General features: G+C 65.1%; 14 protein-coding genes. 5 read left to right on the forward strand and 9 right to left on the reverse strand.

Annotated features, from left to right (window positions below; all coding sequences use genetic code 11):
- Positions 1-194: 194 nt before the first annotated feature.
- Positions 195-674 carry a hypothetical protein gene (locus Q8N40_RS22225; protein WP_305713326.1) on the reverse strand — a complete coding sequence of 160 codons (480 nt, stop codon included), beginning with the start codon at positions 672-674 and terminating at the stop codon, positions 195-197.
- A 138-nt stretch (positions 675-812) separates the two neighbouring features.
- Positions 813-2,093: a nucleotide disphospho-sugar-binding domain-containing protein gene (locus Q8N40_RS22230; protein ID WP_305713327.1), complete on the reverse strand. Its 1,281-nt coding sequence runs from the start codon at positions 2,091-2,093 to the stop codon at positions 813-815.
- A gap of 59 nt (positions 2,094-2,152) precedes the next feature.
- Here Q8N40_RS22230 and Q8N40_RS22235 point away from each other — a divergent pair, with 59 nt between their 5' ends.
- Positions 2,153-2,638: a MarR family winged helix-turn-helix transcriptional regulator gene (locus Q8N40_RS22235; protein ID WP_305713328.1), complete on the forward strand. Its 486-nt coding sequence runs from the start codon at positions 2,153-2,155 to the stop codon at positions 2,636-2,638.
- 66 nt (positions 2,639-2,704) lie between these two features.
- Here the strand turns inward: Q8N40_RS22235 and Q8N40_RS22240 are convergent, their stop codons facing one another.
- On the reverse strand, positions 2,705-3,478 hold the full coding sequence (locus Q8N40_RS22240; protein ID WP_305713329.1) for an enoyl-CoA hydratase-related protein: 774 nt from the start codon (positions 3,476-3,478) through the stop codon (positions 2,705-2,707).
- A gap of 96 nt (positions 3,479-3,574) precedes the next feature.
- Here Q8N40_RS22240 and Q8N40_RS22245 point away from each other — a divergent pair, with 96 nt between their 5' ends.
- Together Q8N40_RS22245 and Q8N40_RS22250 are read left to right on the forward strand one after the other, a co-directional pair.
- Positions 3,575-5,167 carry a gamma-glutamyltransferase family protein gene (locus Q8N40_RS22245; protein WP_305713330.1) on the forward strand — a complete coding sequence of 531 codons (1,593 nt, stop codon included), beginning with the start codon at positions 3,575-3,577 and terminating at the stop codon, positions 5,165-5,167.
- A 104-nt stretch (positions 5,168-5,271) separates the two neighbouring features.
- Positions 5,272-5,907, forward strand: coding sequence for a heme-binding protein (locus tag Q8N40_RS22250; RefSeq protein ID WP_305713331.1), 636 nt, complete (start codon positions 5,272-5,274; stop codon positions 5,905-5,907).
- A 56-nt stretch (positions 5,908-5,963) separates the two neighbouring features.
- Here the strand turns inward: Q8N40_RS22250 and Q8N40_RS22255 are convergent, their stop codons facing one another.
- From Q8N40_RS22255 to Q8N40_RS22275, 5 genes are all read right to left on the reverse strand, one after another.
- A complete protein-coding gene (locus Q8N40_RS22255) occupies positions 5,964-7,640 on the reverse strand; it encodes an NAD(P)/FAD-dependent oxidoreductase (protein ID WP_305713332.1) in 1,677 nt (558 codons plus the stop codon).
- 178 nt (positions 7,641-7,818) lie between these two features.
- The gene (locus Q8N40_RS22260) at positions 7,819-9,060 is read right to left on the reverse strand and encodes an APC family permease (protein WP_305321710.1); all 1,242 of its coding nucleotides are present in this window, start codon (positions 9,058-9,060) and stop codon (positions 7,819-7,821) included.
- A 126-nt stretch (positions 9,061-9,186) separates the two neighbouring features.
- Positions 9,187-9,762, reverse strand: coding sequence for a cytochrome b (locus tag Q8N40_RS22265; protein ID WP_305713333.1), 576 nt, complete (start codon positions 9,760-9,762; stop codon positions 9,187-9,189).
- Between the two features lie 102 nt (positions 9,763-9,864).
- Complete coding sequence (locus tag Q8N40_RS22270) at positions 9,865-10,413, reverse strand: hypothetical protein (RefSeq protein ID WP_305321708.1); 549 nt, start codon at positions 10,411-10,413, stop codon at positions 9,865-9,867.
- A 2-nt stretch (positions 10,414-10,415) separates the two neighbouring features.
- Positions 10,416-12,989, reverse strand: coding sequence for a cation-translocating P-type ATPase (locus Q8N40_RS22275; protein WP_305713334.1), 2,574 nt, complete (start codon positions 12,987-12,989; stop codon positions 10,416-10,418).
- Between the two features lie 260 nt (positions 12,990-13,249).
- On the opposite strand from Q8N40_RS22275, the gene Q8N40_RS22280 reads away from it, so the two are divergent.
- On the forward strand, positions 13,250-13,654 hold the full coding sequence (locus Q8N40_RS22280) for a DUF4864 domain-containing protein (protein WP_305713335.1): 405 nt from the start codon (positions 13,250-13,252) through the stop codon (positions 13,652-13,654).
- Between the two features lie 134 nt (positions 13,655-13,788).
- Positions 13,789-14,166: a rhodanese-like domain-containing protein gene (locus Q8N40_RS22285; protein ID WP_305713336.1), complete on the forward strand. Its 378-nt coding sequence runs from the start codon at positions 13,789-13,791 to the stop codon at positions 14,164-14,166.
- 6 nt (positions 14,167-14,172) lie between these two features.
- On the opposite strand, the gene Q8N40_RS22290 is transcribed toward Q8N40_RS22285, so the two are convergent.
- Entirely contained in the window at positions 14,173-15,456 is a 1,284-nt protein-coding gene (locus Q8N40_RS22290) for an MFS transporter (RefSeq protein ID WP_305713337.1), read from the reverse strand.
- Positions 15,457-15,798 lie beyond the last annotated feature (342 nt).

Below are 15,798 nucleotides of genomic sequence, written 5' to 3' on the forward strand. Positions count from 1 at the left end.
CAAACAGCGTCCCGCTTTGCCCGTGCTGTTCACGACAGGCTACACCCGCAATGCCATCGTTCACGAGGGGAGGCTGGATGCAGGCGTCCATCTTCTCAACAAGCCCTACACTCAACGTGATCTGGCATTCAAGGTTCGTGAATTGCTCGATTCCAAAAGCGCCTTGCGATAGGCAGTCAAACGAGTCTCCCAACTCACTCGATCACGATCTCGCCGACCATGCCGTGATCGGCGTGGGTCTTGCCGTCGCTGCCGGAAATTCCGCAGCGCAGGTCGGTGACCTTGCCGGTGGCGACCGGAACGAACCACCATTCCGCCGACGACCCCGGATAGACCTCGATCTCGCGGATCGCACCCTTGAACTCGGCGAGGTTGACGGTCTTGCCGTCGCGCAGCTGCGTGACCTGGACCTTGCGGGTGTAGATCATCTGGCTGAAGGCGTGCGAGGTGAAGTAGTGCGGATCGTTGCTCGGGTTCTTCAGCACCAGTTTGTAGAGCTTGCCGGTCTCGAATTTCAGTCTGTTGGGCACGAAGGCATGCTCGCCCGGCTTGCCGAGTTCGACGGTGACCACGATGGGTTCCTGGCCGGCCAGATTGCCGGCGGCCTGCGCGGCGGGGACTGCGACACAGAGCGCCGCGAGGATCGACAGGGAACGGAGCAAACGCATGGACATGACCTTTCCGGGAAGGCCACCACCTGGGTGATGGCGGCTGAGATGCTAATGCAAATGCGAATTATTTGCAAATATCCCATTTCTACGAAATTCGACACCCCGATGCATTGCCAAGGTCGTCGCCAGTCATCCCACCGGTCATGCCACCTGACGCGCGCTCAGATACCGACGTATCGCCGAGGCGCATAATTCCGGCCCGTTTCGCTTCGCATAGGCCGCCTGAATCGACTGGGCAGCCGTTCGATAGGAGGGCCTGGACAGCATCTCCTTGCACAGGCGCTGTATCCCGTCGGAATTGATGCCGCCGAGCGGAAGCAGTTTTGCTGCCCCCCTTTTCTCCAGGAAATGGACATTCGAATCCTGCTCGCGATGCAGCGGGATGCCGATCAACGGCACGCCCGCGGCCATCGCGCACTGCACGCTGCCCTGACCGCCCATGGTGATCGCGAGATCGACCCGCGGCATGATCTTGTGGCTCGGCAGCACGTCGCCGACAGTGACGTTCGCAGCCGCCAGGTCGCGGACGTCGTGCACCGTCCCGGCTACAATTACATTGGCATCGCTCGCCACGGCAGCCCGAACGACGCGGCGCACCAATTCCGCCGATGTAGATGTCAAGGCGACATAAATAGTCGGGCGCGAACGCTGCAAGGCCTGCTCGATCTCGGGCGGCACGGGCAGATCAAACTCGGCGAACAGCGGGCCGGTGTATTCGAACCGTGTCGTCGGCCAATAAGCATCGCCCCGCGGGCGCCAACTGCTCATGTCCTGTTCGCTTACGCCGTAGACTTCGGGCGCCTCGGTCACCAGCACAAGATCGCCAAGCAACAATGCGGGAAAGCTCGGTATCGGAGCCATACCGAGTTCCGCGGCCAGCGCATGATACCCCGAGAGATAGAATTTGCGGCCTGCGACGGTCTTGTTCAGCAGCCGGCGCACCAGTGTTTTTGGCAAATAGTTGAACAGCGGTACCGGCGCCGTGGATGGCGCGGGAAGCAGGTTGCGTTCGAACAACGGGGGAATGAATGCACCGGCGTGCTCCGTGATCAGCGGAATTCCGGCGAGCCGCGTCGAGAGCAGCGCGGTCAGCGTGAAGCCCGTGACCGCCGCCGATATTCCCTTGCGATTGAAATAGTCCGCCTCCGCCAGAACATAAGCGCGCATTTCATCGGGGCCGTACATGCTCTGGTCGGGACTGCCGACACCGACATTGTCGCCGACGAACCGATGTCCGCGGGCTTCGTCCATGCGAGGCCCGACGATGTCGAAGTCGATGCCCTCGTTGCGCAACAGGGCCTCGTGGACGCCGCCGTGCGTCGCCATGCACACCCTGGCGCCCTGCGCCTTCAGCGCCTTGTAAATCTGGATCATGCGCGAGGTCTCGGACAGGTACGCGCACATCGGCATCAGGCAAATCATGTGATTAATCCTTGCGAATAATCCTGGCATCTCGTCCAATTATGTAATATATTACCTAAATGACCGGACAAGGCAAGCGCCGCTACGAGCTTGACGCCGCGGAAACCCGCACCGCGGGAAAATCGGCGGAAGCGGTCCGCAATTTCAGGCTTATCCTGTTCTGCAGCCAGCGGCTGCGGCACCTCATGGACCAGCATCTTCGCGACGAGAACCTGACCAGCCAACAGGGCGTCTTGCTGAGCGTGGTGCGCGCCAGGGGAAAGCCGACCCTGGGTGAGGTGGCTTCGGCGATGGCGACAAGCCACCAGAATGCGAAGCAGATCGCAGCCGGCCTCAAGCGCAAGGGCATGCTCAGGATCGTTCAGGACAAGGCCGACGGCCGGGTGAAGCGCTTGACGGCGACCTCCGCCGGCAGCCGCGGCTGGGAATGGCGTAATGCCAGTGACTTCCGGATGATCGGAGAATGGTTTTCCGAGCTGTCGCAGGCCGACCAGAAGGCTCTTCGCCAGTTGCTGAAGCAACTCGCGAAGAGCTTGGGCGAATGATGACTGGCGGCGCTGTGGCCGACCCGTCCTGCATTTGCCACCAGATTACATTACCGGCAGCTATGCCTACCGCCCGCTGAACCGCGCCGCGCGCTTCTCGACGAACGCGTTGCGGCCTTCCAGCGCGTCCTCGCTGCGGCGGATATCCGCCTGCACCTCGATCTCGCGCTGGAACTGGGCGGCATAGCTCGCGTGCTCGCTCTCCTCCAGCAGCGCGCGGGTGGCGACCAGCGCGCGGGTCGGCCCGGCGGCGAGGCGCTGCGCCACTTGCACCGCTTCGCCGAGCAACTGCGCGTCATCGACCACCTGCCGCACCAGTCCCCATTCATGGGCGCGCTCGGCGGAGAGCGGTTCGTTCAGCAGCATCAGCTCAAGCGCGCGCTGGCGGCCGACCAGGCGCGGCAGCAGCCAGGTCGAGCCGAGGTCGGGCACCAGACCGATCCGGCTGAACACCTGTATGAAACTCGCGGACCGCGCCGCGACGATGATGTCGCCGGCCATCGCCAGGCTGAAGCCGCCGCCGGCCGCGACGCCGTTGACCGCGACCACGATCGGCACCCGGCATTCGCGCAATGCCCGGAACGCCGGCCAGTAAAACTTCATCACGCCGGCGACGATGTCGCTGCCGAGCGCCTCCGATGCTTTCAGGTTCTGGCCCGAGCAGAAGCCGCGGCCCTCCCCGGTCAGCACCAGCGCCCGCACGCCGGGGTCGGCGGCCATTTCGCCGATTGCGGCGGCGAGGCCGCCGAGCAAGTCGGGCGTCATGGCGTTCAGGCTCGCCGGCTCGTTCAGCGTCAGCACGCCGACGGCGCCGTTCCTGGCTTGCTTCACTCCGGCCATTTTGCTCTCCTTGCTGAAATTCGAGTGGGCAATGTGCCATCCTTGGCGCGCCACGCCAACTCGGCCCGGTCACCAAATGAAAACAAGGCAACCCCCATGCACGACCAGTTCTCCAACGCCCAGCAGTTCCGCAAACCGGCTGCCGTCTCCAAAGGCGGCATCGTCGCCGCGCAATCGCGCAAAGCGGCCGAAGTCGGCGCCGCCGTGCTGGCGGCGGGCGGCGACTGCGTCGACGCCGTGATCGCCACCACGTTCGCGCTGGGGGTGCTGGAGCCCTGGATGAGCGGCATCGGCGGCGGCGGGGCGATGGTGCTCTACCGCGCCCGCGAAAACCGTTACGAGGTGATCGACTACGGCATGGGGGCGCCGAACAGCCTGCGGCCGGAGGATTATCCGCTGACCGGCGACGGCGCGGCCTCCGATATCTTCCCGTGGCCGCGGGTCAAGGACGACCGCAATCTGCATGGTCCGGGCTCGATCGCGGTGCCCGGCGTGGTCGCCGGCATGGAAGAGGCGCATCGCCGCCACGCGAAGATGCCGTGGCAGGAATTGCTCGGCCCCGGCATCAAACTCGCCGACGAAGGCCTGCTGGTGGACTGGTGGACCACGCTGATGATCGCGAGTTCGGCCGCCGATCTCAGGCGGTACCCCGCCAGCGCCGCCGCCTATCTGCAGGACGGCCTGCCGCCGAATGCGCCATGGGGCATCAAGTCCAGCGTGCGGCTCCCGCAGGACCGGCTGAAGGCGACGCTGTCCTACCTCGCCGCCGAAGGTCCGCGCGATTTCTACCAGGGCGACCTCGCGCGCAGCATCGCGTCCGATATCCAGGCCGCCGGCGGCGCGCTTACGGTCGACGACCTCGCCGCCTTCCGCGCCCATGGCCGCGACGCGCTGGCGATTCCCTATCGCGGCGGCCATGTCTATGCGACGCCGGAACTGACCTGCGGCCCGACGCTGGCGCACACCTTGCGCCTGCTGCAGCAGAAGCTGCAGCCCGGCCGCGGCGGACCGGATGCGGCGGCCTACATGGAATATGCGCTGGCGCTGCAATCGGCCTATCGCGAACGGCTGCAGGACATGGGCGATGCCGACGGCCGGCGCGCGCTCGGCGCCGAGCATCTGGCGCCGGCCTGCACCACGCATTTTTCCGTGGTCGACCGCGAGGGCAACATGGCGGCGGTGACGCAGACCCTGCTGTCGACCTTCGGCTCGAAATTCGTCACGCCGCAGAGCGGCGTCACCATGAACAATGGTATCATGTGGTTCGACCCCACCCCCGGCGGGCCGAATGCGCTGGCGCCCGGCAAGCGCTGCCTGACCAATTACACCCCGGTGCTGGCGCAGGCCGCCGACGGCAGGCGCATGGCGCTCGGCGCCTCCGGCGGACGGCGCATCCTGCCGGCGGTGACGCAGATGCTGTCCTTCGTGATGGATTACGGCATGGACCTGAATGCTGCGATCCACGCCCCGCGCATCGACGCCAGCGAGGGCGCCGTGGTGATCGGCGACGTGCGGCTGCCGTCGCCGGTAAGCGACGCGTTGCGCGCAGGCTTCGATTACGAGGAAGCGCGGGTGCAGACGTTCCCGATGAAGTTCGCCTGCCCGAGCGTGGTGCTGCGCGACGGCGACACCAACTCAGGCGCAACGGAAAGTGCGCAGCCGTGGGGGGATGCGGTGGCGGAGGGATAGGACCGTCGGCTTGAACTGGGCCGCGCCAAATCCCAAATGACCAGCCTGGAAATTTGTGTTTCTCCGCTCAGCGCAACCGGCGAAACCTGACAAGGAAAATCCGGATGTGGTCCACCGTCACCTATTACGCCGTGCTGATATTCGAGGCCATCCTCGGTGTGTTCGGCATCCGTCTTTACGAAGAGCCACGGTATGATGTGGTCAACCGTGTCGCAGACGGGGTCGAGATTAGACGCTATGTACCGCGCCTCGCGGCTGAAGTGGAATTGCCCGCGGACGGCAAGGCCGGGCGTGACGACGCCTTCCGGCTGCTGTTTGCCTTTATCGCCGGCGCCAACCAGGCTTCCGGTTCCGGCAACGCCAGGATCGCGATGACCACGCCGGTCGAGGTGCGCGATCGCGAATTGCTGGCGATGACGGCACCCGTTCAGGCTTCCGTAGCATCCGGCAGGATGCGGATGCAGTTCTTCCTGCCGGCGAAATATGGCGAAGACAGCGCGCCGAAGCCGAGCGATCCGCGCGTGCGGGTGGTTAGCGTGCCAGGCGAGACCATTGCCACGCTGCGGTTTTCCGGATCCGGGGCCGATTTCGCGCAGCGCCAGTCCGAACTGATCGGCAAGCTGGCGGGATCGGCATGGCAGCCGGCCGGCGCGCCCTATTCGCTCACTTACGATGCCCCCTTCACGATACCGTTCCTGCGCCGCAACGAAGCAGCGGTCGCGGTGGTGGAGAGACGCTGAGAATTTTTCGCGGCGAACATTGCCCGGTCTCATGCCGCACACGGTACCGCAGCCAATCAGCCCGCCCGCGCCTCAACGCCGGCGGCCAATGGCCTGACCGAGGCCGGCGAATCCGGCGTGAACACGATCCCCTCATAGCCCTTAGCGGTGACGTCGTTGATGGCGGCGACGTATTTCGGTGTGCCGCCGTTGAATACGACATGCCGGACCTTGCCTTCCTCGTGGCCGGGCACATTGGAATTGTAGCCGGTGAACCATCCCTTGGCGTTGCGCAGCAGCATGATCGCGTACATCTTGGCGACGTAGCCGGTCCAGCGCTCCTGCGCCGCTCGGGTGGGATCGGCCCGCGTGTAGCCGCGCGCCCACATGTGCTGCAGCAGCGCGGTGCACCAGTTGACGCCGGTTTCGATTCCGCGCGGAAAATTGGTCGACGCCGAGCCGCTTTGCGGCCCGGTCGGCATCAGCAAATTCGGATAGCCATGCACCAGCATGCCGAGGAAGGTCGACGGACCGTCCTTCCATTTTTCGGACAGTTTTTCGCCGCCGATCCCGCTTATGTCGATGTGGTCATAGGCGCCGGTGATGGCGTCGAAGCCGGTGGAGTAGACGATGATGTCGAACGCGTGGTCTCCGGCGCTGGTGCGCAGGCCGGTCTCGGTGATCCGCTCGATCGGCGTCTCGCTGATATCGACGAGGTGCACGTTGGGCCGGTTATAGGCCTCGAAATAATTGGTCTCCAGCGGCACCCGCTGCACGCCGAAACCGTGATCCCTCGGGATCAGTTTCTCCGCGACCGCGGGATCGTTGACGCGGCGGCGGATCCGGTCGGCGATGTAGGCTGAGAATTCGGCGTTGGCGGCCGGGTCGGTGAAGATTTCCCGGAAATTGCTCAGCCAGATTCCGAATCCGGGTTCGTCGTAAAGCCGGTCCCACAGCGCCAGCCGTTCCTCGCGCGTCACCTCGAAGAAGCCGCGACGGTCGGGCTCGTGCACGAAGCCGCCGGGGGTGCGGCCGCAGGTCTCGAAAATGTCGTCATAGCGCGCGCGGATATCGGCCATCTCGGTGTCCGAGATCGGGCTGTTGTTGAGCGGCGCGCTCCAGTTCGGCCGCCGCTGGAACACCGTGAGCTCGCCGACCTTGTCGGCGATCTCACCGATGATCTGGATGGCGGTGGCGCCGGTGCCGATGACCGCGACCTTCTTGCCGGCCAGCTCGACCGGCTGGTGCGGCCAGTGGAAGGTGTGGAACGAGCGGCCCTTGAAGCTGTCCATTCCCGCGAAGCGCGGCAGCGTCGGCGCCGACAGCAGCCCGACCGCCATGATGACGAAGCGACAAGTCAGCTCGCGGCCATCGTCGATCCGGAGCCGCCACAGGTCATCGGCCTCGTCGAACTCCGCCGCCTCGACCTTGCAGTTGAACTGCATGTACTTGCGGAGATCGAACTTGTCGGCGACGTAATTGAGATAGCGGAGATTCTCCGGCTGGCCGGAAAACCGTTCCTTCCAGTGCCACTCGTCGAGCAGTTCCTTCGAGAACGAGTAGCCATAGGTGTAGCTCTCGGAGTCAAAGCGGGCTCCGGGATAGCGGTTCCAGTACCAGGTGCCGCCGAGGTCGGGGGCGGCGTCCAGCACCAGCGCATCGACGCCGAGGTCGGCGAGGCGCTTGATCTGGTAGATTCCAGCCACACCCGCGCCAACGACGATGACCTCGTAATGCGACTTGTCACCCGCCATTATTCCCTGCTCCGGAATTCTGTTTTGAACATCGACGAATAATGCGCCTTGCGTTTCGCCACGGCAATAGCCGGCGCATGGCGAGGCCCGCAGACAACCCATCTCGCCAGGGATCGGCCTGGACCGGGTGCAGGTTGCGACATCACGATGTCATGGCCCGCGGCTGGCCGGCCACGGCTCAGACGACGAGGTCAACAACCAGAAGCAGGACACTGGAGACCAGGCCTGCGAACGGCACCCATCGCGGACAGATGAACGTTCCTGGCGGCGGAGCTTCGGACCTGGCCTTGATCCGGATCAGCGCGAGATTGACGATTGCGAAAACGAAGAGCGTAAAGCGCGCCGTGAGATCTGCAAGGCCCGCGAGCGGAACGATCAGCGCCAGCACGAGAATCGCCCCGACGCCGAAAGCGGTTGCGAGCAGCGGCGTGTGCGTCACCGGGTTCAATCGAGTGAGTGCCTTCGGCAGGCTGCCCTGATCGGCCAGGCCATAGATCACCCGGGCGATCATGATCATGTGCACGATGACGCCATTGAGCGTGGCGACGATCGCGATTGCGCTCATCGTAACGAGCGGCAGGCCCGTAAGACGCTCGAACACCAAAGCCAGAGGCGCCGGCGAGCGAGCCAGCTCTTGCGGCGGCACTGCCGTCACCGCGATCCATACCACCAGCGCGTAGACAAGGGCGGTCAGGCCGAGGGTCAGGAACAGCGCACGAGGCAGGGTGCGGCTCGGCTCCTTGATCTCCTCGGCGACGTTGACGAGATGCTCGAAGCCGATAAAGGCAAAGACTGCGATGAGCGAGGTTCCGGCTATTCCGGCCCAGGCCGCCGAATCGCCGGCAGAAGGCCAGATTTCGGGAAGCCGCGCGACGACCTCGGTGCCGTGACCGAGACCGGCGACGATGATCAGCACGAGCCCGCCGATTTCGATCACCGTCATGATGCCGGCAAATGTGACCGACTGGACCGTGGCAAGACATGCCACCGCACCCATGGCAAGGACAACCCCGGAAATGATCCACGGCGCTGCAACGGGCACAAATACCGCGACATAACCGGCGCTGCCGACGCTGATCGTCGCGGCCGAGATCGTCGCCGTCGCAACCACCAGCAGCCCGACGGCAAGGCTGAGCCAGTCGCGCCGGAAGGCCGCCTGCACATAGGCCGCTTCGCTCGCGCTCACCGGCATGCGCGTCCCCAGCTCAGCAAAGGACGCCGCACTGAAAGCCATCACGATGGCGGCGCCGATGAAGGCCAGCGGTGTATGCATTCCGCTGCGCCCCGCGGCAATTCCGACGAGAACATAGATGCCGGCTCCGATGGTGACGCCGAGCCCATAAAGCACGGCATGCGTCAGCGTGAGCGATCGCACGAGGCGCGGCGCGGCGTCCCGCGTTGCAGTGGACTGGACGGACATCCAACGTCTCCTCGCTCGGCAAGTCGAGCACGATGCCGGGAGGCACGGGCGACCTTGAACATGTTTTTTGATGGATTCAGCGGCCGGTGTCCATCGTCACCGCACCAACATGCGGAACCGGCAGCGCTATCGATCGGCGTCCGATCCGGGAAGCATCCGGGTCAGTGTACGATCCCCGAACACCCAGTGATGCAGCAGCGCCGCGGCGGCATGCAGGCCGGCCAACGCCAATAGCCCGTGCGCGAGCAGTTCGTGGATTCCTTTAAGACTACGCGCGAAGGCGCGATCGGCGGGCCAGGGCGAAGCAATGTCGAACAGTCCGAATACCGGCAAGGCATCGCCACGGGCGAACTGCACGGCGATGCCGACCAGGGGGACGGCGACCAGCAGTACGTACAAGCCGACATGCGCGAGCTTGGCTCCGAGGCCCATCCAGCCGGCAAATGACCCGTCGCCGAATTCGGTCTTCTCTACCGGCGGCGAGGGATCCGCGGTGCGGTACAGCAGGCGCACGATCGTCAATACGATCACCAGCAGTCCGGCAGCGATGTGAATTTGGAGTCCAGTCGCCCGGGCCGGTCCCTTCGGCAACAAGTCGTCGGATACACCCAAAACCCAGGCCAGGATGACCAGCGCCACCGCAAACCAGTGGAGTGACTGCGCAACGGCACCGTAGCGGGTCGGTGAGTTGAAGATTTGCATTGGTATCAGGTAGCAAACCGCAGAGGCAACACGGTTGATATGGATCAACCGCGCGGCGTAACCTTGCTGCGGCGCCGGTTCGCCGGCAGCATGCGCGCCGGTTCAGGCCGCCGGAAATGACCGAACCTCGACCAATGCGCTGGAAAGGCGGCGATACAGATCGCGCCGCCGGGCAATCGGCCACCAGTCGTACAGAAAGATTTCGAGTGGGCGCCAGTTCGCGACCCAGCCCAAAATCAGGAAACTCTCCTCGATCATGCGGCTGAGCGCCCCCTCGACGAATCCGCTTGCGAAGCGAGCGATGGCAAAGCACGCGATCAGCACGATCATGCCGATGGCGAGGGAACGGCGGCCAACCCGGAACAGCTCGGTGAGGTCGCCCTGCAAGACCGTCGCGCGGTGGGAAAAATACCCGCGGATGGCTTCGGCCAAATCCTGCGCCGCCTTGTTCTGAAGCTCGCTTGCCGGGAAATGGACGATAATCCTGATGGGTTGATCGGTGCGCAATTCGCGCGCCCAACCGACGATGAATTCCTCCGCCTCGCGGTCGAGGTCGCGCTCCCGAAACGGCGAGGGGTCCAGGGTATGAAAGAGCTGCGCGATCTCGTCGACACGCAGCTCGATGGCATGGTCAGTGTTTTCGATCGTCATGGTCAATGCACCGCAACCCTGAAGCGGCCGCGCCCGATGGACTTCAGGGCTTCCAGCGACACGAGGACGGCAATCCCCGCCGCCAGCGTCAATGCGAGATCGTCGAGATGCAAGGGCCCGAAGCGGAACAGCGCGCTGGCGGGAGGGAAGAGCAGCGTCAGACTTAGCATGACTGGAACGACCAGCATCACCCATGCGAGCGCGGCATTCGGCCGCCGCAGCGCCGCGATCAGCGACGCACTGAACGAGCGATTGACGAAGATCAGGCTGACAATGACCAGCACCAGCGAGAAGAATGTCAGCGCCCGCACCTCCGCCTCCGGCATGCCGCGTGTCAGCGCCGTGAGGTAGATGACGGTGACCAGCACGAAGGCCAGGGTTCCCTGCACCAGGCTCCACCCGATCAGGCTGGCCGAGAACAGCGGCTGATCGGGCGGCCGCGGCGGTCGGCTCATGACGTCGTCCTCTTCCGTTTCGGCCTCGAACACCAGCGAGCACACGGGGTCGATGATCATCTCCAGGAACGCGATGTGGATCGGCCCGAATATGATCGGCAGGCCGAACAGCAGCGGCAGCAGCGCCAGGCCCGCGATCGGCACATGCACCGCGAAGATGAACCCCATCGCCTTGCGAAGGTTGTCGTAGATCCGGCGGCCGAGCCGCACCGCGTGCACGATCGAGCCGAAATCATCGTCGAGCAGCACGATGGAGGACGCCTCGCGCGCCACATCGGTGCCGCGGCCGCCCATCGCGATGCCGATATGCGCCGCCTTGAGCGATGGCGCGTCGTTGACGCCGTCGCCGGTCATGGCGACGATGTCGCCGTTGGCCTTGAGCGCATCGACGATGCGAAGCTTCTGATCGGGCATGATCCGCGCGAACACGGTCGCGGTCCGCACGCGCTGCGCCAGTTGTTCCGCGCTCAGCGTTTCCAGTTGTTCTCCGGTCGCGAGGTCGGCGGTGTCGAGACCGGCCTGACGGGCGATCGCCGTGGCGGTCGCGGGATAGTCGCCGGTGATCATCACCACCCTGATGCCGGCGGAGCGGCACTCGGCGACGGCGGCGGGCACGCTCTGCCGCAGCGGATCGGCGAGGCCGACCAGCCCTGTGAACTCGAAGACGAAATCATGCTGCGACAGGGGCCATGCGGCGCCAGCGAGGGAAGCGCGGGCGACGCCGAGGACACGCAGGCCTTCGGCGGCCATGACGTCCACCGAGCGCTTCAGCGCGGCCAGCTCGGGGGCACCGAGGTGGCAAAGATCGGATATGGCCTCGGGTGCGCCCTTGGCCGCGACGACGAACTCCTGAGCATCGGAAGGCTGCCACACCTGCGACATCGCCAGCAGACCGGGACGAAGCCCATAGGCATGCACCAGCTTCCATTCGGGATCATGCAAACGCCCGCTGCCGGCCAAGTGCTCGCGGCCGAGGGTGTGAAACGCTTTGTCCATGGGATCGAACGGGTCGCGCGCGCTGGCCAGGATTCCGTATTCGACCAGCGCGTGGAAGCGCTCCGGCATCGGGGCACCCTGTGTCTCCCTGGGCCGGAACGTGTCGTCGTCCGCGAGCCGCAATTCCGCAATGGTCATCCGGTTCTCGGTCAGCGTCCCCGTCTTGTCGGTGCAGAGCACCGTGGCGGAACCGAGGGTTTCGATGGCTGCGGCGCGCCGGGTCAGCACCCGCGCCTGCGAGATTCGCCACGCGCCCATCGCCATGAAGACGGCCAGCACGACCGGAAATTCTTCCGGGAGCATCGACATGCCGAGCGCGATGCCCGCCAGCACCGCATCCAGCCATCCGCCGCGCAGGGTGCCGTACAGCACCACCGCCAGAATGCTGACCGCAGCGCCGGCGATGGCGAAAATCCGCACCACGCGGCGGGTCTGCGCCTGCAGCCGCGGCGGCTCCGTCTCCAGCGTGGCGAGCGACTGACCGATCTTGCCGATTTCGCTGCGGATGCCGGTTGCAACGACCTCGGCTATGGCTGTGCCGCGCACCACCAGCGAGCCGGAGAACACGATGGGCAGGTCATCGCCGCCGGGCCGCCGGCTTTCGGAAGGACCGGCATCGGCACGCGCGGTCTTGCGCACGGGAACCGACTCGCCGGTTAGCAGCGATTCATCGGTCTGCAGGTCCCGGCATTCGACAATGACCGCGTCGGCGGGCACCCGGTCGCCTTCGGCCAGCACCAGGATATCGCCACGCACGACTTCGCGGCCGGTGATCCGCTTGCGCGCGCCGTCGCGAATCACCAGCGCGCGCGGACTGGTGAGGTCGCGCAGCGCCTCCAGCACGCGCTCGGTGCGGCTTTCCTGGATCACCGTGATCAATATGGACAGGGTCGCGAACATCCCGAGGATGATGGCTTCCCTGAGATCGCCGAGCAGCAGATAGATCGCGACGCCGCCGAGCAGCAGCGCCAGCATGGGTTCGCGCACCACCTCGAGGACGATCCGCAACGGCGTGCGGCGGTCCGGCCGGGGCAACTCGTTGTAGCCCTCGGCCTGCAGTCTGGCCTGGGCTTCTGCCTCGCTGAGACCATGGATCGAGCCGGGCAATGGTATTTCGTCGGGCATTTGGCCTGCTTTGGGGATTTGGGCGGGGGCGCACCGGAGATTAGCCAACATTGCACGCCGGTCGAGTGACGTGAATTTTATCGCCCCCGCGCTGCCCGCATTTGATCCATCGCAGAAGGTGGCGCACACTTGCTGCGGAAATGCGAGTCCCCCGTCTCGCGACCGCCGGAACGCAGCCGCGGTTATGGAAAATTGGCTGAACCTTTGCGCCGGGCTGCCGCGTATCTGAGGGGTACGATCATCGCCAAGCGGAGCCCCTCATGCGCGCCTTTTTCCTGCTCGTCGTATTGCTGATCGGCTTCAGCGCCCCGGCCCGCGCCGCCGACGACGTCGCCGCCGCACAAAACGTCATCCGCTCCCAGGTCGAGGCATTCGGCCGCGACGACGCCGCGGCGGCCTATTCCCATGCGGCGCCCGCGATCCAGGAAGTCTTCCCGCAAGACATCTTCATGGCGATGGTGCGCGGCAGCTATGCGCCGGTCTATCGCCACAAGAGTTTCGAATTCGGCGAGGCGCGGGTCGCCGACGGCAGGATCGCGCAACGCGCTCACATCGTCGACGCCGAGGGTGTGCCATGGGAGGCACTTTATACGCTGGAGCTGCAGTCCGACGGCAGCTTGAAGATCTCGGGCTGCACGCTGCTGAAGGCGGGCCAGGCGGCGTAAAACCTCCGCTGCCGGTATCTCGACAACATCAGGCCGGAATTCGCGCCAGATCTTTTGGCATTGCCACGGTGCGGGGTTTGCGCCTTACTCGCGGCGAATAGCAAAACGGCGTCCAGATCCGGGAGGAGATTTCAATGAAAACAGTACAAACGATGCTGGCCGAGGCCGAAGCCGCGGTGCCGCGCATCAGCCCCGAGGAAGCCAAGGGACTGGTCGGCCGGGCCGATGTGCTGTTTCTCGACGTCCGCGAACCGGCCGAGGTCGCAACATCGGGCAAGGTGCCGGGCGCCCTCGCCATTCCGCGCGGCCTGGTGGAATTTCGCGCCGATCCGGCCTCCCCGCTGCACGATGCGGCATTCGACCGGGCCAAGACCGTGGTGGCCTATTGCGCCTCGGGCGGCCGCTCGGCACTGGTGCTCAAGACGCTAAAGGAAATGGGCTACGAAAACGTCCGCAACCTCGGTGGTTTCAAGAGCTGGCTCGATGCCGGCGGCGACGTCGAAAAGGGATAATTGCCGTCACGCCATCGCCAGCCGCGAGCGCGCCCTCGCCCGCAGCAGCAGCGCCGTCACGATCACGATGTTGAGCGCGTTCCAGATCACGCCGTTGAGGAACGCCGCCGCGTAGGAGCCGGTGGCGTCGAAGATCACGCCGGAAATCCAGCCGCCGCCGGACATGCCGAACACCGAGGCCATGATCACGATGCCGACGCGGGTCGCGGCCTCGCTCGCCGGCATCGATTCCCGGACGATGATGGCGTAGCTCGGCACGATGCCGCCCTGGAACAGGCCGAACATCGCGGAAATCAGGTAGAGCGACGTCAGCCCGTCGAAAAACAGATAGAACAGCAGGGCAAAGCCCTGCGCCACCGATCCGATCAACAGCGTCGGGATACCGCCGATCTTGTCGGCGAGATAGCCCGAGCCGATTCGGCTGATGATGCCGCATGCCATCATCAGCGACAGCATCTCGGCGCCCCGCGCCACGCCGTAGCCGAGATCGCCGCAATAGGCGACGATGTGCACCTGCGGCATCGCCATCGCCACGCAGCAGGAGATGCTGGCGATGCACAGCAGCACCGTCAGCGTGTTGGCCGACATTTTGAGATCGATTCGCGGCGGCGGCGCGTTGCTGTGATCCTGCGCCGCGCTGCCGCCCATGACGCGGCGCAGCACCAGCAGCAGGATCGTCATCAACAGGCCGACGGCAATGCCGATGCCGACATGGGTGGCGCGCCAGCCATAGGCCTGCGTGCTCCAGTTGATCAGCGGCGGCCAGAACGTGCCCGCGACATAATTACCTGACGCGACGATGGTCACCGCCAGCCCGCGATAGCGCTCGAACCAGTGCGAGGCCTCCGCCATCAGCGGCGCGAAGGTGGCCGACGTGCCGAGGCCCATCATGAAAGAAATGACGATGAACTGCCACAGCGCGGTCGACAGTCCGGCCAGCACATAGGAACCGGTCAGGAAGGCGATGCTGACGGCCATCGCCGGCACGATGCCGAGCCGGTCGGTGATCTTGCCCATGATGACGCCGCCGACACCGAAGCCGAGGAAGATCATGGTGGCGGCGAACGAAACCGCGCCGCGGCTGGTCGCAAATTCCTGCTGCACCACCGGCATCACCACCACGACCGACCACATCCCGACCGCGCCGACGGAGCCGATCAGGACCGCCAGCGCGAGGCGCAGCCACGCCTGGCGCGAGTCCGGGGTGAAGGGCGTCGAATCTTTCGATGGTTGGGAGGGGGCGTACACGGCGGCAACTTCGTCGCCCCGGGGTTCCAGGTCAAGCCACATGGCGCGATAATGGGCATGCAGATGCAGCGCAGCAGAACCTGTGTCGTCTCCCTGCTTCACATTCCGTCATTCCGGGGCGCCGCTGAGCGGCGAGCCCGGAATCTCGATCAATTGCCGCGAGATTCCGGGTTCGATGCTGCGCATCGCCCCGGAATGACGGGTCGTTAACCCTTTCCTAACCATAAAGACGGCAAAAATTGCCTAGTGGAGTTGAGTGTCGTCAGCCGCGTAAAAACGGGAGAACCCCCGTGGACGCCAAAGCGGTGCCTCACTTTCGAAACGGCGGCCCTTCGGCCGCCGCGCAGACGTTTGGCGCCCGGGGCCGGCATTCGCGGGGGGATG

The organism is Bradyrhizobium sp. (genome assembly GCF_030693485.1).
Taxonomy (GTDB): Bacteria; Pseudomonadota; Alphaproteobacteria; order Rhizobiales; family Xanthobacteraceae; genus Bradyrhizobium.